Origin of the sequence: Virgibacillus sp. 7505, from assembly GCF_002272135.1 — a bacterium.
Taxonomy (GTDB): domain Bacteria; phylum Bacillota; class Bacilli; order Bacillales; family Amphibacillaceae; genus Terribacillus.
On record NZ_NPBF01000004.1, the window covers coordinates 59,645 to 84,534 of the forward strand.

Consider the following 24,890-nt stretch of genomic DNA (forward strand, 5'->3'; position numbering starts at 1 on the left):
CGCTCCATTCCAGTTAAGGTGAGATGCTATTGAAAGAATTTCTCAGGCTTCTGTTTGACCAGCCCATACAGGAACCCGAGGAACAACGCCAGATAAAATCCGGATGCCGGTGACGATAAAATGTGTCCGGCTATAAATGCTGCTCCAAGACCGATACAAGCACCAACACCGCTGAATAAAGCAGTTGTGCTCACTGTTCGGAATCGCTGCTTGAAGATGAATACCAGGATTCTGCCGATGATAAACAAAAGCGGCAGTACGAGGATCAGTGTCCCAAGATATCCAAATCCGAAGAACCAATCCAGGATATCCATTTCAATGATCCTAGGTTCTTCCCCGGTGTAGTTTCCGCCAATTCCCATGCCAAAGACTTTCTGGATGACGGGTGCCCGTTCGAAGTAATAAAGTACTGTGCCAAAGAATTCTTCCCGGCCATTCAATGCCATGAGCTGCCAGGAACTCCACTGTCTTACGCTGCCAGGAGGCGGGACATCCCCTTCTGCTTCCTCCGGCAATGGCGGAGCTTCTGCTTGTTCCTGCTGCTGTGCCGCCTTTTCATTTGCCATGTCTACAGATAACCCGAGGTTATTACCGATTGGCATCTCAGGAGAGATGAAGACGGTCACTGCAAGCAGGACTAACACGACACCAGACTGGATGAAGTTGCTTCGTGTGATGATTGCTTGTATGAGAAGTATCAGGAACGCCATTCCCAACACAAGCAGGGCTGCTCCGAATGCGACCTTCGTTCCGATTGTCAGCATCGCCCATATCATGACTGCTATAAGTGCTGTACAGATAATTTGCGCCACAAGTCCCTTCTTTATGAAGAGATAGTAGATGATTGCCCCGCAGAAACCCATACCTAAAATGGCACTGATTTCATTACCGGAAAAGAACCAGCCAGAATGGCCTTGCTTTGCTAAGTAATCATAGCTCCGCTTCCCTGTACCAGTTAGTTCGGCAAGAAGCATAACGACACTGACGACACTTGTGTTGATAAATAGATATTTCGGTACAATCACTTTCCATTCCCTATTTTCTCCTATATGGCGGAAAATCATCACATAGACGAGTAAGGCTGTGATAAAGAAGAAGGTCTTCAGGATAAACGTCAATTCGCCTGCCGCTGAAACGGGATCCTTCCATATCATATTGACACCGAAATTGATGGCAAAATAGACAGCCAGCACCAGCATGTAAATGAACGCATTTCTGCTCCAGCGCCGATCCGGATAGCTAAGCATGTACAATGCTCCAATCGGAATGACGAGCAGCCGCACTGGATTGGAAATCGGTATCGAGAAGTACGACAGCAGATCGAGAAACGGCTGAGCCAAAATGAAGAAAATGAAAAGTTTTTCGAATATATGATAGTTGTCCTTGAGTTTCTGTGTCAGAGCTTGCAAAATGATTGTCCTCCTTCTTGCCACTCTTGCCAATTACTTAGCAGCGGAGCCGCCTCTTCCCAATAGGATATAAAATGATCTGATTTTCATCAGGAATACGCAGATCAGAAATACGATGACACCGGCTGCTGAACAGATCAGGATCGTCAGGATAGGCTGTACATCGCTTAAAGTCCCTTTGATCAAGAGAACAGCGATTCCCATGATGAGTACACTGGCAGTCGTCTTGGCGACATCTGCCAGCATTGCACTTACAGATATGCCACCCGTGAGCTTCCGGAACAAAAGGAAGCAGGCAACTGCATAGATCAAGCCTGTCACGGATGAAGAAAGCGGGATACCGATGAAACCGAAGCTTTCTGTAAATAAGTAGTTGAGCAAGAGCTTCAAGCCGATAGATAAGAACCCCAGCCGCATCATGTAATGTCCCTTTTCCATCGTATAAAAACCATTGTTGACGATAATGACCAGACTGTAGAACATGATGGTTCCGAAGTAATAATATGCTGCGATGCTAGTCTCTTCTGCATGCTGTGCAGTGAATTCTCCGTTTACAAAAAGCAGGGTCACTATCTCAGGCATCAGCAGCATCATTCCTGTCAGAACAGGCAGCAGGACGAAATACATAATCTGCAGGCCGCGTGTGATGTTCTCCTTGAAGCTTTCCATGTCCCGCTTTGCATATGCGGCAGCAAGCAGTGGAAATACGATTGTACCAACTGTCACTCCGATAATATTCTGCGGGAATTGCGTTAAGTTCTTTGCGATATTTAAATATGTAACAAAGCTGCTGCCAAGCATATTTGCAAAAGATGTATCAATCAGCAAAGTAATTTGACCGATCATCGCCGTGAGCGCTACCGGAATGAAGATATGGTAGAAGCGCTTGTTTTCTTCCCAATTTATTTTCCCTTTTAAGGTAAGCGTCCGTTTTGGGAGCAAGAGCAATAGCTTGAATAGCAAGCTCAGGATCACGCCTGCCAAGTTACCAAATGCAAAAGCATAAGCCCCGATCTCATCCGCGAAGAGCAAGGCGCTTCCGATTGTTCCTAAGAGCACGATTGCTTGTGCCAGTACCGATAAATAGTATTTGTTCTCGGCATCGAAGTAGGCTTCGAGCACCGCATTGACACCGACGAATAGTAACGAGGAAAGGAATATGATCGTCATGATCGTTGCCATCTGCGCTGTATCGCCTGTCAGATTCGGATATAGAAGACGGATATATACCGGCGCGATAAAAATGAAAACAACCGAGATCAGTAAACTGAGCAGCAGTGTCCCTTTCCATACGTCCTGCAGATGTGAAAGCCCTCTGCTCTTTTCTTTGTATTTGATATAACTTGGAACGAACGCACTCTTCATACCTGTTGTCAGGAACAAGATGAACATATTCGGCAGTGCGAATGCCGCGTAGTAGGCGTCCGATTCGCCGCTGGCTCCGAAATAATTAGTTATGAGCATATCCCGGATCAACCCTGACACCTTCAGAACGAGGGTCACGAACAGCAGCAGCAGACTGGCGATGCGAAGTTTCGACTTCATGATAGGACCTCTCTCTATTGCCCATGCAGATATAGCTTATGGGATGCGTATTGCTGGCTAAATTATAAGACTGAACAGAAAGCCGTTTCAAGGCAATTTACAGTAACTTAACGTACCGCATAGCCTGCAACACGCCTTCACCCCTTCCAGTAACTGGGCTGGGGCATAACTTTACAAAATATTCGCATATTCATACTATTTACAATTACTTCACCATTGATTAACAGTTGCACAATAATCCTTTGCTAGACTTGGTTCGACATATCCTAGAAAAGGAATGGAGTGTACGTAGTGAAAATAGCTGTATTGATTCCATGCTACAACGAAGAACAAACAATCGGTGATGTTATCGATGCTTTCCGGAACCAGCTGCCACATGCAGATATCTATGTGTTCGACAACAACTCAAAAGACAAGACGAGCGAGGTTGCCCGGAGGCATGGCGCAATCGTCCGTCATGAATATCAGCAGGGCAAGGGACATGTTGTCCGTTCCATGTTCCGTAATATTGAAGCGGATTGTTATGTAATGGTCGATGGGGATAATACATATCCTGCTGAATTCGTCCACGATTTGATTGCACCGATTCAGGAAGGCCGAGCCAATATGGTTATCGGGGACCGTCTGTCGAATGGCACATATGTAAAAGAGAATAAACGCAAATTCCATAACCTTGGTAACACAATGGTGAAAAGTTGCATCAACTTCCTATATAAAAAGAAGCTTAGCGATATCATGACAGGCTACCGTGCCTTTGACCGTCTTTTTGTCAAGACAATGCCCATCATGAGTCCCGGCTTCGAGATCGAGACCGAGATGTCAATCCATGCACTCGATAAGCGGCTTGCAATCGTCGAAGTCCCTATCGCTTATCGGGACCGTCCGGAGGGAAGCTATTCAAAATTGAACACACTGGCTGATGGCCGCAAAGTGCTCTATAAGATTTTCACCCTTTTCAAGGAATACAAACCGATGCTCTTTTTCACAGCATGGTCCCTGCTGTTTCTCATTCTCGGGCTAGCTGTCGGCATTCCGGTTATTGCTGAATACTTCGCTACCGATTTCATCACCCGGGTTCCCTCAGCCATCCTCGCTGTCGGATTGATTGTCCTATCGGTGCTGAGCTTCGCTTGCGGCGCAATTTTGGATACTGTTGCTTCCAATCAGCGTAAGCAATACGAATTGGAATTGAACCGGATTCAGGCAGAAAGCAAACCGAAACCTGTCCAAGGTATGACCAGAACTGGAGGCTCCATGTAATGACGCTTGTTCGAAATCTTTTGATCAGTGTGGCTGCAGGTCTTGCAGCCACTATTTCTTTATTGGCTGTTATGCAGGAAAGGCAGGACACGTCATTTTTGAAATATGCTGTCCTTGCTGTTATCAGTATCTGTTTCTTTTATGCTTTCCTTATCTTTAGTAAACAAATTCTCCGGGCTGTTCTGGAGAAACGTTACATACTGATAGGCATTGCTTTGCTGTCAGTTTATACGCTGATCAGCTTGATCGACTGGCCGCTCTTCATCAATCGCCCTTGGTATGAGACGGTGATTGTAGATGTCATTTCACTCGCTACAATTTTCTGCTTCTTTTCCTTCATTGCTTTTATGCTGCTGCGCGGAGGTTATATGTGGCAGAGGACGGCGGTAAGCAGGTGGCAAATCCTTTGGTATATGCTGCCGATGATTCTTGTTTGGATGGTCTACTTGCTCGCTTTCTTCCCAGGTAATATGAGCCCTGATTCGTTGAACCATTGGCGGCAAGTAGAAAATATGGAGTTCAATAACTGGCATCCATTCGCTTACACAATGGTGATTCTGGTCCTGACGCAGATTTGGGATTCTCCGGCCATCATCGTGTTATTCCAAATTTTGCTCATGTCGTTTGTGTATTCCTATGGAATCTATTCCTTCCGCCAATATGGACTCGGAAAAACGATCGCTTGGATTGCAGCCCTCCTATGGGCAGTACTGCCGGTAAACGGCATTTTCTCCACCATTCTTTGGAAGGATGTCGTTTATAGTACTTTCATCGTTTTCCTGACACTCTTTGTTATGAAAACAGTGCTGCAGGAAGGGAAAAATCTGCGGACTTGGAGTGGCATCGCGACATTTACAATAGTTCTCCTCGGCATTGCATTCTTCCGTAATAATGGATTGCCAATTGCCATTTTAACGGCGATAGGCATGCTCCTTGCTTATCAGAGAAACTGGAAGCAGCTGCTGACACCGCTCGTGCTCGTTTCCGCTCTTTATATTGTCGTCACGGGACCAGTATTTACTGCTTACAACATCCAATCTGCCAACCCGAATGAATCCATGAGTATACCGACGCAGCAGATTGCCGCAGTCGTATCCCAGGATGGAGAACTGACGGAAGAACAGCTCAATTACTTAGATACGATATTGCCGATTGAGGACTGGGATGCGTACAATCCATATCTGACAGATCGTATCAAGTTCCACGATAATTTCAAGGACGATGTCATTGTGGCCGATATGGGCAAGTACTTATCCGTCTGGTTCGATATTGTCAAACAGAACCCAGCTACCGTCATCGAGGCATATCTGAAGCAGACTTCACTCGTATGGCAGATCAATAAGCCAGTGGACGGTTATACTAATCCGTACACGATTGACGTGGATCCAAACGAGATGGGATTGGAAACGAGACCGGTGAGCCAAACTCTATATGATGTATTGGAATATGGTCTGGAAACATCCCGCTACCATACTGAAGAACTCTTCTGGCGTCCGGCTGTTTTCAGTATTCTCATCATCTTGTTCAGCTTGATCGCTTCCCGGAAACTTGGAGCAATTGCTTGGCTGCCGATTTTGCCAGTGCTTTTGAATACGGCAACAATCTTTGTTGGACTGCCGGCTCAGGATTATCGCTATCAAGTAAGCAACAGTATGGTAAGTATCTTCTTCCTTCTCTTTGCATGTTTGTACAAGAAAGGAAAGGAGCCAAGCCATGGAGAACGCGCGACCTCAACAAAACAGTCATAACAAGCAAAAGCTCGGTATAGCTTTAATCTTATTGTCAGCTGTCTTTACAAGCGTCGGTCAGTTGTTGTGGAAGATCGCGGACGGGGAAATCAATATTCCCCTCCTGATCGGCTGTGCCTGTTATGGAGCAGGAGCAGTCACCATGATGATTGCATTCCGTTTCGGTAAGCTTAGTGTGCTGCACCCGATGCTGAGCCTTGGTTATGTGTTCGCATTAGTGATGGGCTCCATCTTTTTGGATGAGCATATTTCTGCCATGCATATCATCGGGACGGCGCTGATTATCGTTGGGGCGATCCTGATTGGGGGTGGGGAGAATTAGCTGGATCTTATTAGTTACCTGTACGATGCTCGGTGCGGGCGGCGGATTCTTCTTCAAGCGGGCCAGTGATCCATCAACACACACGTCTCGTACACTTCTGATCGGACTCACTTGTTATGGCTCTGCTGCTTTGATCAACATCTATGTGCTCACATTGCTTCCTTATTCCGTCGTCTTCCCCCTGACGGCCATTACGTATGTGTGGACATTATTGCTGTCGTATTACTTCTTAAAGGAACATATTCGCTTACGGCAAATAATCGGTGTCGGACTGCTTGTCGCCGGCGCTGCCTGTCTTGTCCTATAAAAAACGACTCCCGCTTTAATCGCGGGAGTCGTTTTCTTTTTGTACAGTCGCATTGACTAGTCTGTAGGGGCGTACACGTACCAATTCAGTAAATTGTTCCGATAGATGCAAGGTTGAAAATTTGAAGTTCGAGTCTGCCCAGCGCATGATAAATCCGACAGTAGCTGCCATTTGAAAATGGATCATCAGATCATAATCCACTGGAATCCTTGGAGTTTCTGTTTCCATATAAAAATCACCTGATAAGCAGTCGACGAATACTCGCAGCATCTTGTCAGTTATATCAGGATAAAGAATTCGCAGAGCCTGCAAGACACGCCTTTCTTCATAAATATGTGTGAATATGCGCATCGTGGAAGGAGCCTGCTCCTGTAAATCGACAAAAGCACTTTCCTTATAAGGTTCTAACAAAGCGATAGCAATACCATCCAGGAAATCATGAAGGATACTTTCCTTCAGACTCTCTTTATCAGCAAAATGCTTATAGAAGGTGCCACGGTTATAATCGGCTTGATCGGCTATTTGCTGGATGCTGATCCTCTTTTCTTCTTCCTCCAGAATCAAATCGATATATGCCTGTTTAAGCGCCTTCACACTTCTTTTGCTACGTCGGTCCGTTTTCAATTTCATCAACAAAACCGCCTTTTTTGTATATTAAATCTATTTATCTTCTATCTCTAAAATCTTTTTGTTGATTAGGTTACATTACCTAAATTATTGAGCATTGTTACCTAGTTGTCAATGCGCTAAGATTACTATGGCATAACCATCTCAAAATTTTCAGTAATATCTTCTATATATACGAAGGAGGCTCGCACAGTGAAGGAATTCCAAGGAAAGGTCGTTTTGATCACTGGCGCTGCCGGCGGAATCGGGTCAGCCGCAGCCAAAGCTTTTGCAGAAGCAGGCGCAAAGCTTGCGTTGATCGATCTTTCAGAAAAGGCATTAGTCAGGGCTACGGCAGCTATTGAATCAGAAAAGCTCCTGCTTCCTGCAGACGTCACGAAAGAAGCAGATGTAGAACAATCCGTGGAAAAGACACTGCAGCGATTCGGAAGAATTGATGTGTTCATAAATCAGGCAGGATTGAGCGGTGACTTTGTTCCGATTACTGAACAAACTGCAACGAGCCTGGAGGAAGTACTTCAGGTAAATGTGGTCGGTGCCTTCCTCGGCTTAAAACATGTTTTGCGTGTCATGATTGAGCAAAAAAGCGGCGTAGTCGTCAATACTGCATGCAGCGGCAGCTTACTGGGCGGACCGGGTATGAGCACGTACGTAGCCTCCAAGCACGCTATGCTCGGCCTCAATAAGACAGCGGCTTTGGAAGTGGCAGATTACGGTATCCGAGTGAACGCAATTTGCCCGTCAGCTTTGGACACAGAATGGATGGAAGCTATCGAAACGAAGGCAGCTAAAGGGAATGAGAACACAGCCCGCCGAGGGTTTGAAGCGAGTTCACCTATGAATCGGTATGGAGAAGTCGAAGAGGTGACTGGACTGATGTTCTTCCTCGCTTCTGATCGCTCCAGCTTCATCACCGGCTCTTATTACCGTGTTGATGGCGGACAAGGAACAACATCAGTATAAAAAAAGAAAGACGAGCGGACAGGTACCTGTCTGCTGCGTCTTTTTTAGTTGGAATCGAATTCTTCTTTCAGTTTATCAAAGAGGATGCGGGCACCTTCCGGACTTAAATACAAATTGTCTGCATACTGCTTGTTTTCCGGCGTGATTTCTCCCGTTATAGCACAAGTAAAACCAGGCTGGTACTTTCGGAAGATGATCTTGTCACCTTCGACAAAAATTTCCACAGGATCTTTTTCTTCTATGCCGAACTCTCTTCTAATTTCTTTCGGCACAACGACACGCCCAAGATGATCGACCCGTCTCGTAATCCCGGTACTCTTCATGAAAACGCCTCCTTTACTGTGATGTTAACACTATACTATATATTTCTAATTATTGAAAATATTATTGTCGTAAAAAGAAGCACAAACACTGATTCTGTTTGTGCTTCTTTTTGTTACTGAAGGATTCCCTCGAGCTCCTGTCGTGTCCGATCTGCGATAGCAGCATCTGAGCCGAGATAGAAAATCTCAGGCTGATCGGTAACCTTATTTAGAAAAGCTCGTGTCGGCTTCGTAACAGCATCCGGTCTCGTCAGAACGATTGGTGCATCATATTTAGCTGCAAGCGGTGCACCAGACAGACTGTCTACCGTCGTTTGTCCATTAGCAAAGAATACTTGATCCGGATTGTTTCCATGATACTTCGTGATAACAGCAGCATTCGTCGAATAGCGATCAGGACCGTATACACGCTCCACAGAAGCACCAAGCTGCTTGACTGCATCCGCTACACGTTTAGACACGACTGTCTCACTGCCGATAATTGTCACTTTTTTAATGCTATTGCGCTTGATATAATTCTTTACTTCTTCATGCAGCTCTCCCGTTCTTGTCAGCAAGATAGGGATGCCTTCTTTTCCTGCATGAGGTCCGACAGTGAGCGCATCCGGCGATTTTTCATCTCCGACTGCAAGGAAGACCTCTGATGGCTTACTTGCAACAGCTGCCACTTCCTCTGCTACTTTTACGGCTGTCGCATAACGAGTAGAGCCGGCAACTCGTTCGATTGTGCTATTAGGAAACCTTTTACGCAAATCGTTCTCGACATTTTTCGAAATAGCTGGTTCTGCACCGACTATATAGATGGTAGACGGATTCAGTCGATCAATCTCCATAATTGTCACCTGCTCCAGCATATTCTGATCCGTTAACAGAAGCGGAGAGTCTGTTTGGGCTGCCAGGACGCTTCCTGAGAAAGCATCAATTGGCAGATCGCTTCTTCCAAGTACGACTGTATCAGGAGATTCAAGATGCCAGCCGTAGTTGGAAATGCTCGCACTCGTGGCATTACGGCGTGAACCTTCCAAATTGTGCACGACCATAGATGCCTTGCTCAAATAACCGCTGGCTACATAACCTGTTTTGCCGCTGCTAGTACGCACTGGATACCAGACATAGTGATTTACATTAGAATTATTTGCAGTGTAACCGCCCGTGATTGTCAGCTTTTCCCCTCTTGGCAAGGAGCCGATGGAAGAACCATTCGGACTATTTCGCAGCGTGAGCTGGTCAGCTGTAACATATACTGTGCTGCCATTTCCATAATTCTGTGTGCTTTCATGCAATGGTCCAGGCGTGGATACTTGGTTTGTCTGGAATGAGAAGTATGAACCAAGTTTTCCGCTAATTCTGCCAGGTGTCAATAGGTGAGTCGGGAAAGGCGTCGTGGTAATCAAGGACTGATTCTCCATTTCCTTATACACAAGCTCCTGGTAAGCAGTTTGCGGATTTGCTATTGGATCATTCCGCTCTAATCGTCCATTATATGCCAGAATAGCAAAGTACCAGTTTTCTAATTTATCAGGATTACCATCGTTGACCTTTGGAATCAGATTATATGCCAAAGTGGATTCAGCTTTCGCGTTGGCCTCATTCCATTTGTCTTTCAGAATACGCATCCCGCGATCGATATTGTAATCGATATCGTGCATCAGGCGCTCTATTTCCTCGGTGTCATTGCGGTTATAATCGGAAACCTGCATGATGCCGATACCAATACAATCATAGCCGATCACCACATTGGATCCGTCCGAAATGCTGCAGGAAGCCTGATAGGAAGGGGTGCTTCCCGTCCAATACTGTTTCCAGCCGCTTTCACGGAAGGCGATTGATTTTACGATCTCTGCTGGCACATCGTATTTAACCGCAGCTGCTGTCAGCTTACGGCTGATGGTGTCATAGCTTGGGTTTGAGTAGCTTGCAGCACTAGCACGGAACATGCGTGCTTGTGAAGCACTTGCTGTCGGTTCTGTCCGCTTATCCTCTTTCGTCACTTGCTGCGGAGCTACTGTGAATGCTTCGATATATACTTCCTTTGGTTCTGCAAGCGGTACATCCTGTTCGATTTTTGGGTAGCTTACTTCTAGCTGTGCCCCTTCCTCATCTACAGTGAGTCTCGCTCCTTCATATAATTCGGATTGATAAATGCGTTCCAGTTTCTCATTTGTGACATGCAAGATATCAAATTGCAAGGCTTGAGCTGTTCCGTGTGTACGATACTCTACAATTACGTAGGATGCATTGTCCATTGTTGTTTCCTGAACAGAGGCAATATCTGCATCCGGAATTGTGGATTCATAAAGTGTCCCAGTATTTCCTTTAATCCGAATTACCCCGTTCGAAGCATTCGTTACTTCGACTGTTTTACCATCTGACAATTGTACCGTTGCCGCACCCTCTGAAAAAGCATGAATGTTCGACTCTGCTTGGACATCAGCCGGCTGGATAAATGCTAAGCATGCAAGAAAAAGACCAGCAAAAAAGACAAATATATACGTCGCTCTGCTTCTTTCCACCTGTTACCCTCTTTCTTTTACTAGATTCACAATACAAAATGCTTATGTCGAATTTTGTATCACGTCTTTTAAACTATAAAAAGAGTAGGTGGAATTTACTAGACAATCAGAACAAACTTAACATTGCAAAACCCGAATTTACAATTGCTTAACAAAAAGGCCCAACCATAGTTGGGCTTCATACAGAGAATATTTTCGTCAAGCGAGGCTTGATTTCTTCCACTTCATAAGCTGCTGCTGTCTGTTTTGCCGATTCTTGAATCGTTTGCTTCGCTGCCTCTGGCAGTTCCATATAAGCAGTGATGCAGCCAGCCAGCTCCTCAGCAGATCCTGGTTCAAAAAGAAAGCCATTCCTGCCATGCTGCATATAGTCTAACAGTCCTGCCATCCGGCTGCCGATTACAGGTGTTCCGCAAGCCATCGCTTCCAGACCTACGAGACCAAGGCTTTCTCCTTCTCGCATTGTCGGAAAACAGAATACTGTCATACTATTGTATACACTGTTCAGCTTTTGCTGGGACAGAAGCGGGAAATGCACAAGATTTTCCCGTAATCCATAACTATCCACCATATTATCAAAGCTTTCTTTTTCCAGTCCATCACCGATGAACAATAACTTGTGTTTTTCCAGTTTGCCTTGTTCCTTCAGGAGCTTGGCAGCCTTCAGATAGACATCCCAGCCTTTTCCTCTATCAATCCTGCCAACAAATCCGATATAGCTATATGCCGGATTGATCTCCAGCTCCTGGCAAGCAAGCTGGGTATCTTTCTCATAGAAGGTATCCTTGTTAATGCCTCCGGATGGAAAAATTTCGATCCGATTCGTCAAACCATATTTCTGCTGCACAAGCTGCTTATAATAATCACTCGGTGTAATGACAGTATCTGATACTTCTAATAAACGCTTCACGTAAGGCTGGTATTTCTGCCGTTTCTGAAACTCTGGCACTACATCACTGCCATGCACATTTGTGTAGACAACCATATTCTTGTTCAATTTCTTGGCAATCAGCACCGGAATTGAATTATGTGTTGCATAATGCACATAGGTAACATCATATTTCCGGAAAAGCGATTTCACGATCACTTTGATAAAATGACTGGCATAAGCAATCAGCTTACCTAAGGAACTTGTTTGCTTTGTGACGACAGTACGGTCGAATGCTACTCCCGACTGTGCAAGGATCTTTTCTGTATTTTCGACAAACACCCCATAATTGGGATGCTGCTTGCTTGGATACATATTTGCGATCAAATGAACTTTCATACGAATGCCCCTTACGTACTTAATTGTAAACAAATTGTACGCTTATTCGACAATGCTTGCAGTAGGATTGTCTACTTCTTTAGAAACAATTTACAATCAATGATCAAGCAGACCGAGCAGGAATTCATAGCTTGTAAAGGAATCTCTCCAGGTGGACCAATTCATTTGCTGCGGTTTCCACGGCGTAACGAAAGGTTCATTTTGGTAATAATCACCTTGATTTGCAGGAAGGAATGCTCCTGTTTCGAGACCAGATGTGATAGCTGCCTGGTTATCATTTTGTGCTCCGATATCCACCTTGGTTGTGAATAACTGACCGTTTGCCATTCTCCAAACTTGATCTCCTTCCACCTGTGCCGGTTTAACGGTAGGGGCTTGACTGGCATATGCAAGTAAAATATCGGTATCCACATGATAGCCAGCTAAAAGCTCATCGGCTTGGTCATCTTCTGCCAAGTAAGATGCTTCGAATTTATACGTGCTTTCTTTTCCGGCATCAGAAACGGGCTGTTCAGCCAACTCCGTGATTTCCCCTTCCAAAGCGGGACCATCTTTAAGCTTCGCTTCGATCGTCATGGCATTCTGCACCTGTTTCCGCTCCGATTCGGCCAGTTCTCCAGTAATGACGAGTTCTCTGCTCTTTATCGTAATAATAGGTTTATTCCCAGGTTCATTGATAGCTTCCACAGTGCCTGCCGCTGGACTCGTGACAGTCACATATTCCCCTGTCTCCTCCAAACCAGCCAGCTGTTCTTCCGCTGCTGCAAGTTCTGCATTTTTCTCGGCAAGCTCTTTTTCCAAACTGATGCGGTATTGCTCCTGCAGCTGGGCAGTCTGCTCTTCTGTTGCCTGCTGCAGCGCTTCAGTAGCTTGATCTGTATTTTCCTCGTTCTCAGGTTCGTCAATCGTTTCTGGAACGCTCACATCTTCTGAAAATGCTGCAGCCATATCAGATTCGCCTGCTTCTGAAATTGCTTGCTCCACGGCTGCCGCCTGTTCATCCAGCGAAGTAATGCTGGCTGTCAATTCACGGTACGTTTTCGCATAATCTGCTACTTTGTAGGTGAAAAGGTCCGCTCCCTCTTCTACTGCATCACCAGGCTCTACAAGCATTTCTGAGACAGATCCAGACTCGGAATCCAAGTAGACTGGCACTTCATTTGCAGAAGTTAGTTCACCTGGAACAGATAACGTCTCTTTTACATCCTGCGCTGTTACCTGCTCCCACTTATTTATAAAATTCGTCCTGCCTACCCGGCCTTCATCATCCAAGAATAGGATGGCGATGTTGACCAGTACAAGGACGAGTCCTAATGCTAATAGCCTTTTCTTCATCCTTCAAGTCCTCCTATGCGAAGATGAATGCAACAATCTTATTCCCAATCCCTCCAAGCAGTGTCAGTAAAAGAATGTAACAGAGATACATCATACCGACAACAGCCCATACATGCCATCGTTTGGCTGGGAACAGCATAAGCAGGCATCTGGTCTGGAAATACAGGATAAACAGCTGGAACAATGACATTGCGCCAAACAAGCTGATTATCCAGGGGCGGTCTGTAAACAAATCTGCAATGACTCCAAGTGAAAACGGCGATCGATCCCAGTCCAGGCCGGCTGCGGGCAATAGGATCAGCCAGGAGAGAGCTTCCAGCAGGAATATAATACCTACACTTAATTGGATAACTAGCAGCTTCTGATATGGTATTTCATAAAAAAGGTAAAATACGAGAGACACAACAAAAATGATAAGCAGTCCCAGTCCTACTCCCCAGACGAGACGGCCTATGATGAACCAAAACTTCGCGTATTCATAATCCGAACCTATGTAATCTGCTTTCAATTGATTCAGCGTCTCTGTACCAGCACCAACCCATCCTAGTGCTGCATAAACGAGACAGAAAGCGAGGAGGATCAAGACAGTCCATAGCCAATGGCCACGCAGCTGCTCAGCTTCCCGCAGTTTGAATAATGTCTCCTTCGGGTTAGTCAGGAGACGGAAAGGATTCGTATGATATGTCATATTCTGCCATCCTTCTTCTATGTATATAGTAAAAGATTACCGTAATTTTTCAAAATTTGCACATATATTTACAATAAAAAAATAGACTGGCAATATGCCAATCTATTTGATAAGACTGTTGCTTGGTCGAAGTGCAGTGCGGTGCTTCGCGCGTTTTGGCACAACTGGGTTGCTGAGTTTTCCTTTCACGTACTGTATGCCTACATAAGAAAGCAGAGATAACATATACAGTATAGGTGCATAAAGCAGGCCCCAAGCAAACGTGTGCGTCACAGCTGATTGATCGAGTGCCTGATCAAAGATGCTGCGCCATAGTGTATGAATCAAGTAGATACCAACTACATTTTTAGCAATAATGCTAACATAACGATGCTTTCCGATGTTACGTGCTTTCAAGGTGAACAGCAGAAGGGAAATTGTCAAAGGAATCGTACTGATAAGATACTCTCCCTGCGGCAAATCCAGCCCGTAATATAGGATAGACCGCTCCATCAGCTGCAGAACAAATCCAGCAGCTACCATTATACCGATCGTCCTTACACGGATTGCTTGTGCTGCATGAACGATTTGTTTTTCATATAAGCCAAAGCAAGCTCCTAGTGCTGTATAAAATAAACCAAAGTAAATTCCGTTTCTTGTCGTCTCTTCCATCGTGACATGGAAGAGTGATCCATAAGATTGTCCCAGGAGACCAATTAGATTAAGAATAAGACCCACTAACAAAGTCATCTTCATTAGGCGTAATCTGTAAGCAGCATAAATGATGATGATTGAAAAGATCAAAGCGAACATAAACCAAAGCTGGAATTGTGTATAAGATATCCCATCCAATAATGTGCGCCACTGGAAGGTATCCTGAATGTATGCCGTCAGCTCAGCTTTTTGCTCACTCATTGTTCCGTTTGAAGTCGTGAGCATCTTTATAAAATCATATACCCAATAAAAAGCAAACCATGCAGCAAGCAAGCTGATCAGCTTTCCAGTATAGCGTTTGAAGTACGCGAATGTGTCATCTGTTCGCTGGAGTTTCATTGCGAATAAATAGCCTGATGCAGCAAAGAAGAACGGGACCGAGAAGCGTGCGATTGTATCGATGATGAATGCCCAGGTTTCACCGTTCCCGAATGGGACAGCGGTGTCTCGGAATGTATGTGTATGAATACAAACGACGCCGAAGATCGCCAGGCATTTGAAGAAATCAATGGAGTAATTCCTCGTCATGTGCATCTACCTGCTTTCTATATTCTAAGAAATCATATCCGTCTTTTCTTCTTTATATACCCTCAGTTCGGGGTCTCGCAAGAGTTTTAACAGAACTGTAATGACAACACAATCTGTTCGCAATATGATTACAAACTCTATCCAATTAGCCCTAATTTTTCCCACAAAAAAAGCACTTACCGTAGTAAGTGCTTAGGTGGTTTGGCTGAATGCCTGCACAAGCAGATCAAGCTTCTTGGCATCACTTGGCGGCTCATAGCTATCGTCTTTGAAATGCTCGTCGAATGCAGCAGCCAATGCGCCGAAACGGCTGTCCTGCAGAATGGATTGGTAAAACTCGAAAAGCTGACCGTATTGTTCGATATAACGCGCCATCTTCTTATCGAACCCAATCAAGTGATTGGCTGATGGCATACCTAGGAATGCAATTCTTGCCGGATCATATATCGGATAATGCACATTCAATAGATGCAGCATATGCGTAACGAGGGGAAATTGCATGGAAGGGTTTCCCCGGCGATTTCTCACTTCATATAACGCTGCTGTCAATTCGACGATTTTCCGCTTGTCCGGCTGGCATGCGGCTTCCTGGAACAGACGGAAAAAGGTCTGTTCGAATGCCTCTGTCAGATTGGGATTGACCAAGCCTATGTAGTGCTTCAATACGAATTGAAATACTGGACTGTGTTCAGGTCTTCTCGCTTCTTGGCGCAAGAACGCATCGAGGGCGATATCCTCCCGTCTGATTGATGATAGAAGCTGGTCTTTATGAAGCAGCAGCTGCTCCAGAAGATCGGCTCCGTTGTATGTGTCGCGCATAAGACAGGTTTCCTCCTCCACTCCAAAGCTGGTAATGATAGTTTACATGATAACATAACCGCTTCGGCAGAAGAAGTGATTGATAGCTTCAGGATAAGCCTTGCCCCATGAAGAAATGTTCATTATTTAGTAAGGCAATGACAGTACCTGTCCTTTTATACTGCTGGTCGAAGGAACGCTCTGACGTTTCTACAAACAAAGCAGTACCATTATAGAAGCTGACTCGGGTGCGGCTTTTTGTTTCTTTAAAGGATTGAATATGATAGAAGGACAGCCAGACGCAATGGGTGTTCGTAGGTGAGGAAGTCGGGAGCATAAAAACGCCATGGGCCGGATGCACTGGAATAGGCACCTTCTTGTCCGTTCGCAGCAGTCTGCCAATTGCATGTACTCTGCCCTCATAAGAGGATCCGTACTGCATGCAGCTATGATCAATGATCGTAAGAGGCGATTGTTCCACCCATATTTCTTTATCGGCTTCAAGAACACGGGATTGGTACACTGGATCGTGCAAACGAAAGACAGCAATGGTATTGCGGGTGATGATGTACTGTTCCCTTTTTTCTATTTGCATAATTTCCCCCTCCAATTGACTGATACAAGACTATATTACTATAAACAACTGCCCTAATATGTAAAGGAGTTGTAAAAAATAGTAAAAAAGGACGAAGCATATGCTTCGCCCTTTTATTTGATTGCAAAAGTGATTTCAGCTTCGCAAGCAAGCTCTCCATCAACAGTTGCTGTTGCTTTTCCTTTACCGATTGGTCCTTTCAAACGGACAATCTCTACTTCCAGCTTCAATGTATCACCTGGTTTCACCTGGCGTTTGAAGCGGCATTTATCGACGCCGGCAAGGAAGCCGATTTTTCCTTTGTTTTCTTCCTTCATCAGCATCGCAAATGCACCTGTCTGCGCAAGAGCTTCAAGGATCAAGACACCTGGCATTACCGGATAATCAGGAAAATGTCCTTGGAAGAATGGTTCATTGATTGTTACATTCTTCTTGCCGACAGCGCGTTTGCCTTCTTCGATTTCAGTTATTTGATCCACAAGCAAGAAAGGATAGCGATGCGGGATTATTTCTTTGATTTGTTGAACATCATACATAATATGGTGAGCCTCCTGAATGGTTGTCTTTCCTAACGTATTATACCAAAAATGATGCTAGCATGTTTAACGCGTTTTGCGTTAAGGGTATTGTTCCATAAAACTGCTGGGAGGGAAGCCAATTGCTTAATCTTTTGTTATGGATCGGCATCATCGTAGTCGCGTTCTGGCTTATTGGTGTCATTTTCAATATCCTCGGAGGAATCATTCACATTTTCCTTATCATTGCTGTGATCCTGTTCGTTATTTATGCAATCAGGAAAAGCAGGGGAAGGAAATAGAAAAAAGGCTTGCCCGGTAACCGGAGCAAGCCTTTTTTATGACTTCTGGTTGATTAAGTCATAGATGTGTGTCCATGTATCTCGTTTGAGGACGTCCAGCGCGTTGCCATCACCCAGTACGCCGTAGCCGAACAGCAAACCAAGCAGCAGGAAGACGATCAGGATAATCGGCACTACAAGCAAGCGAAGCCAAATCGGAAATAATCTTCTCCGTTGTTTTTTCGGTGCCTTTTCTCCTTCTGCCTGCTTCTTTTTATCATGTTGTTCTTTTGTCTGGAGTTTGGATGCATTACTCGGCATAGCGTTATGGCTCCTTATTCTTATCTAATCTGGTTAATGAGACCGCTCATCTGATCACTCATGGAAATGGAGCGTGCATTGAACTGATAAGCACGCTGTGTATTTACCATTGCAGTCATCTGTTCACTAAGATCAACGTTTGACCCTTCCAGGCTGCCTGCCTGTAATTCGACTTCTCCCGCATTAAGCGCTTGGGCAAGCGCAGGGTCAGCAAGCTCAAAGGCAGTATCACCTGTACGTGTCAGGACGCGTGGATTATCGATGGCTGTAATCTGAAGGTTTGCTTCCACAGCATTTACTCCATTGCGCTCTACAACGATTTCTCCGCGGTCATTGATTGTAATACTATCAAAATCAGGACGTAATGCAATAGGTCCATCGACACCGTTCACCAAGTTTCCTTCTGCTGTCGTCAAAGCAACTGTGCCATCCTGCTGCGGCTGAAGGTAGAAATTCCCGGCACGTGTATAGAGCTGCTCTCCGTTCTCGCCTGTAATCGTGAAGTATTGGTTGTCATTCACAAGTGCCGCATCCAGATTCCGGTCAGTTGTCTGGATCGTTCCCATCGTCATGAGCGGGTTTGTACTGCTCATGTATGCTCCAGAGCCGATCCGGATGCCGTCACTTGTGCTTCGGCTTGTCGTATTCGCCTCATCATTCGGCGGGTTATTCATCTGCTGATAAAGCAAGGAAGAGAAATTAGAGGTCTGTGCTTTATAGCCTGATGTATTTGTATTCGCCATATTATTCGCGATCAAATCCAATCGCTGCTGCAGCTGCCCCATTGTTACGGCAGCCTGTGTCATCATCCTGCTCATTTTGCTCCTCCTTTACAGCTTCCCGACTTCATTGACTGCTTTTCCAAGGCTTTCATCATATGCTGTCAGTACCTTTTGGTTCGTTTCAAACGTCCGGTATGCCTGCATCATGTCTGCCATTGTCTGCTGCAAGTCGACATTCGAGCCTTCTACTGCGCCTTGGACGATATTATATGTCACACCAGCTGTTGTCCGGGCGTCTGCTGCCTGGGCTTCTTCGCTAGCGGTATAGACGTTCTCACCCTGCTTGTCCAGCAAATTTGCATCCTGTACGTATGTCAGTCCGAGCTGGATATTCCTGCCGTCGGTGAATTGCATAGAACCATCTGCTGACATCGTATATGTCTGATTGTTTGTCTGAATCGGGTTGCCTGCTGTATCAAGAACATAACTGCCCTGATCATTCGTCAGAAAACCTTCTGCATCAATGGTAAAATTACCATTGCGAGTATACGCTTCACCATCTGCTGTCTGCAGATTGAAGAATACAGAGCCATTTTCATCCGGGTACGCTCCGTCCACTAGAGCCGTATCTGTACTGATACCTGTTTCCCGTAAATCTCCTTGGACAAAGTTCGGAATCGTCTCTTGCACATACACGCCGGAATTGATACTGCCGATTTCCTTGGAAGTCGTAACATAGCGGGAGTTATCCGCTGATGTCGGCTTGCTCTCCATCGATTTCAAAAGCATCTCCGGAAAAGCCCGCAGCTGACCTTGATCTGCTTTGTATCCATTTGTATTCGCATTAGCTAAGTTATTAGACAGTACTTCCTGTCTGCGCTGCTGGGCGAGCATACCGGATGCAGCTGTATATAATCCTTTAAGCAATGTTTCGGTCCTCCTAGGCAGTTAGATTGCCAGTGTTTTTGGTTTCTATCTATTTATATCGGCAGAATCCTAAACAAATTGAACCTCTTCCGTATACATTAGAGAATAAAGTACACAGAAGAGGTCAAATTATCATACTACTTTACGTTTTTCCAGTTTGTCGATGTTTTCAAGCATGATGCCAGTACCTTTTGCTACACAATCCATCGGATCTTCTGCAATGAATACAGGAACCTTCAATTGTTCAGCAAGCAGCTGGTCAATACCGTGAAGCAGTGCTCCACCGCCAGTCAGGATAATACCGCGGTCGATGATGTCTGCAGACAGCTCAGGAGGTGTCTGTTCCAATACGGTACGCGCCGCTTGTACAATCATGGCAACTGACTCACGCAGTGCTTCTTCTATTTCCTGCGAATGTACAGTGATCGTACGCGGAAGACCGCTTACCATGTCCCGGCCGCGGATATCAATCGATTCCTGACGCGCGCCTTCAAATACTGTCGCAATTTCAATTTTGATATTTTCGGCTGTACGTTCACCGATCAATAGCTTGTATTTACGTTTGATATACTGCAGGATTTCTGAATCGAACTTATCCCCAGCCATCCGAATGGACTGTGCTGTCACGATGTCACCCATGGAAAGAACAGCAACATCTGTTGTGCCGCCGCCGATATCGACGACCATATTACCGCTCGGCTGGAATATATCCATTCCTGCACCGATAGCTGCAATTTTTGGTTCTTCCTCCAAGTATACTTTCTTACCGCCGGATTTCTCCGCAGCTTCCCTGATTGCTTTTTGTTCCACTTTCGTGATATTCGTTGGGCAGCAAATCAGCATGCGCGGTTTAGATAGAAAACCTTTTACATTGATCTTGTTGATGAAATAGCGGAGCATCGCTTCAGTTACATCAAAATCAGCGATTACGCCGTCTTTCAACGGACGAATCGCCTCAATATTTCCAGGTGTTCTGCCTACCATGCGTCGTGCTTCTTCCCCGACTTCAAGTACATTGCCTGTAATTCTGTCCATCGCGACAACGGATGGTTCATTCAGAACGATTCCTTTTCCTTTTACATGTATTAGTACGTTTGCCGTACCGAGGTCAATTCCTATATCTCGTGCCAATATCCTCAGATCCTCCCTGTAAAGATAGAAACTTTGTCGCATCCGTTCGAGAACATAATGCTACTTATCTTATAGTGTAGCACAAAACATGGAGAATAGTAGCAAATTTTGAAAGAAAAGAAGGATAAAAGTAGGAATATTGGAAAGGGATTGGATGAACCTTTACAGGATGAAAGTTGGGTTTTAGGCAGGAGCGTCGGTATTTGTTTCCAGCTTATACTTCAATTTGGTGGCCTCCCCGCCCCTCAGATGACGGATAGCTTTGTGATAATCAAGGATCTCCTTCACTTCATTGGCCAAATCCGGATTGATCTCCGGCAGTCTCTCTGTCAGATCTTTATGCACAGTACTCTTGGATACACCGAATTCCTTTGCAATCACGCGAACTGTCTTCTTCGTTTCCACAATGTGCTTACCTATGCGCACCGTGCGCTCTTTGATATAATCATGCACAGCCCATGCCTCCTTAAGTTGACGGTTCTTGATGTTCATGAGACAAGATGAGAAGCGATGAAGTAATTCGGATATGTATTTTTCTTGTGCAAGTCATAGATGATTGGGCATCTGCGGCGTTGAGCGCTTCACACTCGTTCCCTTCAAACACTTGCTTTGGTTTGTAACATCTTATTAGCTGGAAAGCTGTTTTATTCCATAAAAAAGACCCTCTCAGCTAGTGGAGGGTCTGTCGTTATCTATTTTCTGGATTGCGTACATAGGTAAACGGGAAAAATAGAAGTCTTTATGTCTGCGGATGAATAGGTGATAGGATGCCACTAGATAATCCTTATTCTGGTGGATGAGTCCATAGAAGTATTTATAAAAAGCTGTCTGTTTTTCAGGCTTCCACTTAGGATAGCGCTTTCTTGCATTATCCACTTCGCCAAGCTGAAACTCGATATATGCAAGTGCATGCGGGTCATCTGTCAAATACGTATGCAAAATCCCAAAGTGGGCAGCTACGATCGGCAGCACTTGCCGGTCAAGTAATTGTGCCAGACAAGTGATGTTGTATTGCTTTGCCATCTTGCTCCCTTCAGCAAGATGAGAAAAGCTTGCAATCTTGTCATCGAAGAGGAAGGTCAAACCCATCTTGTAGTGCTGAACGGCTCGCTGGCCTGGCAGATATGTATGTTGGAGAATGTTCCTGCTATGTTTCCTGGCGATGATCAATTCGTTCCGTTTCCAATGATATTGGAAAAGCAGCTTGTCCATTCGTACAGTCATCATGATGCGCAGGAAATAATCTTTGATAAGGATAATCGTCTCCTGTAATTCATCCAGATAATATGCAATGGCATGATAATCGTGGCATTGGAAATGCTGGTAGATCCTGCCGAACAGAATCAAAGCCTTCGCCTCTGGAAAATCCGCTTGATGGCGGCTTATCTGCCTTTCAAATTCATTACCTGGCAGCTTGTACACCTGGTACTGATTTATCAGTTCATATAAGTGGGCATATGATCTGTTCCGCCGGTGCAATGATTGCTTATTCTTTTGTATCAGCAGTTGAAGCTCTTTCTCATAAAAGTTCATACCAAGGAAATCCATTGCTGCCAACTGGACATCGGCAGATGCGGAATGTACACAGAAATTCGCAGTCAGGTCTGTTACCTGCTTCACATCATGACTTGTCTCTACTAGCTGAATGAAGGACCAAAGATCTGTCATCCGGCTTGTTGCTGCCGAGAGCTTGCCCAAGTCAGTCGCTTCCTTACGCAAACTGGATTGATTCAACGTTCCTTTCTCCTCTCACATTTCCCAATCTTACCTCCATGGAATCACTTGACTTCGACTTTCACTTTGTGTTTTGCACCATTTCATTATTCCATCTTTTCAGATAATTTCAAGCAGTTTCTAGACTGATTCGTTCGACAAATTATTAGGTTTCCTGGTTTTATTGTTGGACTGCTTTATGCCTAAAAAAAGCACCCCGGGCTCGGGGTGCTTCTGTCGAATCAAGTTTGGGCTGAAGAAGAGGAAGACGTTGCTTCGTCCTCTGGCTGCTCATCTTGTTCTGGAGATTTTTCTTCATCAGATGTATCAGGTGTTTCTTCTGTTTCACCGGATTCATCTGTTGGAGTTGCTTCAGCATCTGCATTTTCTTCCGCTGGAGCTTCAGTCTCAGTCTGTTCATTCTGACCAGCTGTGTCAGCTGTATCTTCCTGTACTGCTTCTGCTTCAGCTTTTGCTTCCTGCAATTTGCTTACAGGCTGATTGAAAAAGCTTTCCGGGTTTACAGGTGTATCGCCGTTAAGCACCTCAAAGTGCAAATGCGTCGCTTTATCTTTTGCAAATAGGCTCTGTCCTGCTGTTGCCAGCACATCACCTTGTTTCACTTCCTGGCCTGCTTCTACTTTCACATCTTCCAGACTTGCATAATACGTTGCTACGCCATTTTTATGCTCGATCTGAACAACGTTTCCGTGGAGGGCATCTTCCTTCACTTCTGTGACTGTCCCGCTCAATGCAGCAAGGACATCGAATGCTCCGCCATCAGCTGCAGCGTAATCCACTCCGGTGCTTTGATAGTATTTGTTGTCGTAGAGTACGAGTGCATTCTCTTGGGCTTCGCTGTCTGCATTGTGATCATAGAATTTCGTTACGACTGTTGCTTCTGCGTCTTCAGCTACAGGAGCTTTCACTACTTCATCTTGTTCTGCTACAGGAGTTGCTTCTTCATCTCCATTAAAATTCAGGGAGTCGAAGATGCCTTTGTCATCCTCTGCTTGTTCCGGATCATTCGTACCGCTTTGGTACCACAATACGGCTGTCAGAAGCAAAGCAGAAATACCAAGATACAACGCTGGGAAAAACCATTTTTTACGGAAAAGACGTTTCCACTTAGATTTTGAAACGCTATTTTTTTCCTTCATAGATCATCACCTCTGCAACCATTGTCGTCACAAAGATAGATTCCTATACATATGTTTCAGAAAATTTTTCCAGCCTCACTTGGACACCAGCTTGGCGCCTTCTGCCGGCAGTTTATTAATCTCCGTATCTTTATAATAGTACGTCAGGATATCCTTATACGATTTGCCTTCTGCAGCCATGCCATTCGCACCATATTGACTCATCCCGACGCCGTGACCATACCCCTTTGTTTGAAAGATGAGATGATCATCCTTCATCGATATCGTGAAATCTGTCGATTTGAGTCCTAGTTTTTCGCGAATTTCCCTGCCTGTGAACTGCTTGCCGCCAATTGCCACTTCGGCTACGCGCTGACTGCTGTTGCGTTTCAGCTCACCTGGAGGTTTATTCGGATCAATTTCGACACCAAGCAGCTTCTCTGCTTCCTCTATTTCAATTACTTTCTGATCTTCGAATTTCGGTGACTGCTTATCCCATGGACTTTCAACTGATTTCAAATATGGCAGCGGATTTTCCCAATAGTTCTCCGCATTTTCCGTGTATCCATTGCTTGTGGAGAAAAAGGAAGGCGTAATCGGTTCGCCGTCATATGTGATAATCTCCCCGCTTGTTCCTTCCACCGCCTCTGTCAGCTTCGTCATTTTTTCTTCATAATCCTTGCCCCATGCCTGGCGGAGCTCGTCTTCATTCTTGTATACTTGGTCGCTGGTAGAATCCGATACCTCAATCGCTTCTGGTTCCTCTGCTTGATGATCTTCCATATAACGTACCACGTAAGTCCGAGCTGCGACCGCTTGCGCCTTGAGTGCTTCCAGTTCGAAATCGGCGGGCATCTCAGAAGCGACCACACGTGTCACGTACGTCTCAAGCGGAACCGTTTCAACTGTATTGCTTGCTGTACGGCTTACTTCCACTGCTACACTGGCTGTTTCCTTGACCTCTTTTTCTTGTTCCATTGCTGTTGCCGTCCTCTCCATTCCGCCGGGGTCTATAAATGGTACTACAATCAATGTAGGGAGCGCCACAATGACAGTGAAGAAACAGATGATCAAGATGCTGATGACTATGTGGGACTTGAGACGTCGCTTTGTGCTTGGTTTCTTATTTTGCATAGAGGACCTCCTTATCTGCCTGCTGGTCTACTCTTTACTCTATGTATCTTCTGTGGATTGCTAGAACATCTGCCCATAAAAAAATA

Annotated in this window: 26 protein-coding genes; 6 read left to right on the forward strand and 20 right to left on the reverse strand. The window is 45.1% G+C overall.

Translation table 11 applies throughout. The features are described from left to right. Positions 1 to 26 precede the first annotated feature (26 nt). Entirely contained in the window at positions 27 to 1,409 is a 1,383-nt protein-coding gene (locus tag CHH91_RS00260) for an O-antigen ligase family protein (RefSeq protein WP_176465606.1), read from the reverse strand. A gap of 33 nt (positions 1,410 to 1,442) precedes the next feature. Continuing rightward, positions 1,443 to 2,954, reverse strand: a complete 1,512-nt coding sequence (gene murJ, locus CHH91_RS00265) for a murein biosynthesis integral membrane protein MurJ (protein ID WP_095220898.1) — start codon at positions 2,952 to 2,954, stop codon at positions 1,443 to 1,445. 291 nt (positions 2,955 to 3,245) lie between these two features. On the opposite strand from murJ, the gene CHH91_RS00270 reads away from it, so the two are divergent. The 4 genes from CHH91_RS00270 to CHH91_RS00285 are packed head-to-tail and all read left to right on the forward strand — an operon-like array spanning position 3,246 to position 6,591. Continuing rightward, positions 3,246 to 4,214: a glycosyltransferase family 2 protein gene (locus tag CHH91_RS00270; RefSeq protein WP_095220899.1), complete on the forward strand. Its 969-nt coding sequence runs from the start codon at positions 3,246 to 3,248 to the stop codon at positions 4,212 to 4,214. Next, entirely contained in the window at positions 4,214 to 5,962 is a 1,749-nt protein-coding gene (locus tag CHH91_RS00275) for a DUF6020 family protein (protein ID WP_095220900.1), read from the forward strand. The genes CHH91_RS00270 and CHH91_RS00275 overlap by 1 nt, the downstream gene beginning before the upstream one ends. After that, positions 5,928 to 6,284: a DMT family transporter gene (locus tag CHH91_RS00280; protein WP_095220901.1), complete on the forward strand. Its 357-nt coding sequence runs from the start codon at positions 5,928 to 5,930 to the stop codon at positions 6,282 to 6,284. Before CHH91_RS00275 ends, CHH91_RS00280 begins: the two co-directional genes overlap by 35 nt. After that, positions 6,271 to 6,591 carry an EamA family transporter gene (locus CHH91_RS00285; RefSeq protein WP_286160656.1) on the forward strand — a complete coding sequence of 107 codons (321 nt, stop codon included), beginning with the start codon at positions 6,271 to 6,273 and terminating at the stop codon, positions 6,589 to 6,591. Before CHH91_RS00280 ends, CHH91_RS00285 begins: the two co-directional genes overlap by 14 nt. A gap of 15 nt (positions 6,592 to 6,606) precedes the next feature. On the opposite strand, the gene CHH91_RS00290 is transcribed toward CHH91_RS00285, so the two are convergent. Further along, positions 6,607 to 7,221 (reverse strand): TetR/AcrR family transcriptional regulator, encoded by a 615-nt coding sequence (locus CHH91_RS00290; protein WP_095220903.1) that lies wholly within the window; start codon positions 7,219 to 7,221, stop codon positions 6,607 to 6,609. Positions 7,222 to 7,410: 189 nt separating this feature from the next. Here CHH91_RS00290 and CHH91_RS00295 point away from each other — a divergent pair, with 189 nt between their 5' ends. Further along, positions 7,411 to 8,181: an SDR family NAD(P)-dependent oxidoreductase gene (locus CHH91_RS00295; RefSeq protein ID WP_095220904.1), complete on the forward strand. Its 771-nt coding sequence runs from the start codon at positions 7,411 to 7,413 to the stop codon at positions 8,179 to 8,181. A 44-nt stretch (positions 8,182 to 8,225) separates the two neighbouring features. Here CHH91_RS00295 and CHH91_RS00300 read toward each other — a convergent pair whose 3' ends face one another. From CHH91_RS00300 to fabZ, 9 genes are all read right to left on the reverse strand, one after another. After that, positions 8,226 to 8,504: an AbrB/MazE/SpoVT family DNA-binding domain-containing protein gene (locus tag CHH91_RS00300; RefSeq protein ID WP_095220905.1), complete on the reverse strand. Its 279-nt coding sequence runs from the start codon at positions 8,502 to 8,504 to the stop codon at positions 8,226 to 8,228. Between the two features lie 113 nt (positions 8,505 to 8,617). Continuing rightward, a complete protein-coding gene (locus CHH91_RS00305) occupies positions 8,618 to 11,017 on the reverse strand; it encodes a cell wall-binding repeat-containing protein (protein WP_095220906.1) in 2,400 nt (799 codons plus the stop codon). Between the two features lie 178 nt (positions 11,018 to 11,195). Beyond that, positions 11,196 to 12,284, reverse strand: coding sequence for a glycosyltransferase family 4 protein (locus CHH91_RS00310; protein ID WP_095220907.1), 1,089 nt, complete (start codon positions 12,282 to 12,284; stop codon positions 11,196 to 11,198). A gap of 96 nt (positions 12,285 to 12,380) precedes the next feature. Beyond that, a complete protein-coding gene (locus CHH91_RS00315) occupies positions 12,381 to 13,619 on the reverse strand; it encodes an efflux RND transporter periplasmic adaptor subunit (RefSeq protein WP_095220908.1) in 1,239 nt (412 codons plus the stop codon). Between the two features lie 13 nt (positions 13,620 to 13,632). Then, on the reverse strand, positions 13,633 to 14,307 hold the full coding sequence (locus CHH91_RS00320) for a hypothetical protein (RefSeq protein WP_095220909.1): 675 nt from the start codon (positions 14,305 to 14,307) through the stop codon (positions 13,633 to 13,635). A gap of 102 nt (positions 14,308 to 14,409) precedes the next feature. Then, positions 14,410 to 15,528 (reverse strand): acyltransferase, encoded by a 1,119-nt coding sequence (locus CHH91_RS00325; RefSeq protein WP_176465607.1) that lies wholly within the window; start codon positions 15,526 to 15,528, stop codon positions 14,410 to 14,412. 192 nt (positions 15,529 to 15,720) lie between these two features. Continuing rightward, a complete protein-coding gene (locus CHH91_RS00330; RefSeq protein ID WP_095220911.1) occupies positions 15,721 to 16,347 on the reverse strand; it encodes a hypothetical protein in 627 nt (208 codons plus the stop codon). 88 nt (positions 16,348 to 16,435) lie between these two features. Beyond that, positions 16,436 to 16,921: a competence protein ComK gene (locus CHH91_RS00335; protein ID WP_095220912.1), complete on the reverse strand. Its 486-nt coding sequence runs from the start codon at positions 16,919 to 16,921 to the stop codon at positions 16,436 to 16,438. Positions 16,922 to 17,034: 113 nt separating this feature from the next. After that, positions 17,035 to 17,457 (reverse strand): 3-hydroxyacyl-ACP dehydratase FabZ, encoded by a 423-nt coding sequence (gene fabZ, locus CHH91_RS00340; RefSeq protein WP_095220913.1) that lies wholly within the window; start codon positions 17,455 to 17,457, stop codon positions 17,035 to 17,037. 122 nt (positions 17,458 to 17,579) lie between these two features. Here fabZ and CHH91_RS20210 point away from each other — a divergent pair, with 122 nt between their 5' ends. Beyond that, positions 17,580 to 17,738 (forward strand): lmo0937 family membrane protein, encoded by a 159-nt coding sequence (locus CHH91_RS20210; protein ID WP_286160647.1) that lies wholly within the window; start codon positions 17,580 to 17,582, stop codon positions 17,736 to 17,738. Positions 17,739 to 17,774: 36 nt separating this feature from the next. Here the strand turns inward: CHH91_RS20210 and CHH91_RS00345 are convergent, their stop codons facing one another. The 8 genes from CHH91_RS00345 to spoIID form a co-directional block, all read right to left on the reverse strand. Continuing rightward, positions 17,775 to 18,038, reverse strand: coding sequence for a DNA-directed RNA polymerase subunit beta (locus CHH91_RS00345; RefSeq protein WP_095220914.1), 264 nt, complete (start codon positions 18,036 to 18,038; stop codon positions 17,775 to 17,777). A gap of 20 nt (positions 18,039 to 18,058) precedes the next feature. After that, a complete protein-coding gene (locus CHH91_RS00350) occupies positions 18,059 to 18,856 on the reverse strand; it encodes a flagellar hook-basal body protein (RefSeq protein WP_095220915.1) in 798 nt (265 codons plus the stop codon). A gap of 12 nt (positions 18,857 to 18,868) precedes the next feature. Then, positions 18,869 to 19,687 carry a flagellar hook-basal body protein gene (locus CHH91_RS00355; protein WP_095220916.1) on the reverse strand — a complete coding sequence of 273 codons (819 nt, stop codon included), beginning with the start codon at positions 19,685 to 19,687 and terminating at the stop codon, positions 18,869 to 18,871. A 132-nt stretch (positions 19,688 to 19,819) separates the two neighbouring features. Further along, positions 19,820 to 20,821: a rod shape-determining protein gene (mreB, locus tag CHH91_RS00360; protein ID WP_095221237.1), complete on the reverse strand. Its 1,002-nt coding sequence runs from the start codon at positions 20,819 to 20,821 to the stop codon at positions 19,820 to 19,822. Positions 20,822 to 21,001: 180 nt separating this feature from the next. Further along, positions 21,002 to 21,271: a sporulation transcriptional regulator SpoIIID gene (gene spoIIID, locus CHH91_RS00365; RefSeq protein WP_038564118.1), complete on the reverse strand. Its 270-nt coding sequence runs from the start codon at positions 21,269 to 21,271 to the stop codon at positions 21,002 to 21,004. 213 nt (positions 21,272 to 21,484) lie between these two features. Beyond that, a complete protein-coding gene (locus CHH91_RS00370) occupies positions 21,485 to 22,552 on the reverse strand; it encodes an AimR family lysis-lysogeny pheromone receptor (protein ID WP_095220917.1) in 1,068 nt (355 codons plus the stop codon). A 221-nt stretch (positions 22,553 to 22,773) separates the two neighbouring features. Then, positions 22,774 to 23,691 carry a stage II sporulation protein SpoIIQ gene (gene spoIIQ, locus CHH91_RS00375; protein WP_095220918.1) on the reverse strand — a complete coding sequence of 306 codons (918 nt, stop codon included), beginning with the start codon at positions 23,689 to 23,691 and terminating at the stop codon, positions 22,774 to 22,776. Between the two features lie 75 nt (positions 23,692 to 23,766). Next, the gene (gene spoIID, locus CHH91_RS00380) at positions 23,767 to 24,804 is read right to left on the reverse strand and encodes a stage II sporulation protein D (protein WP_095220919.1); all 1,038 of its coding nucleotides are present in this window, start codon (positions 24,802 to 24,804) and stop codon (positions 23,767 to 23,769) included. Positions 24,805 to 24,890: the final 86 nt, after the last annotated feature.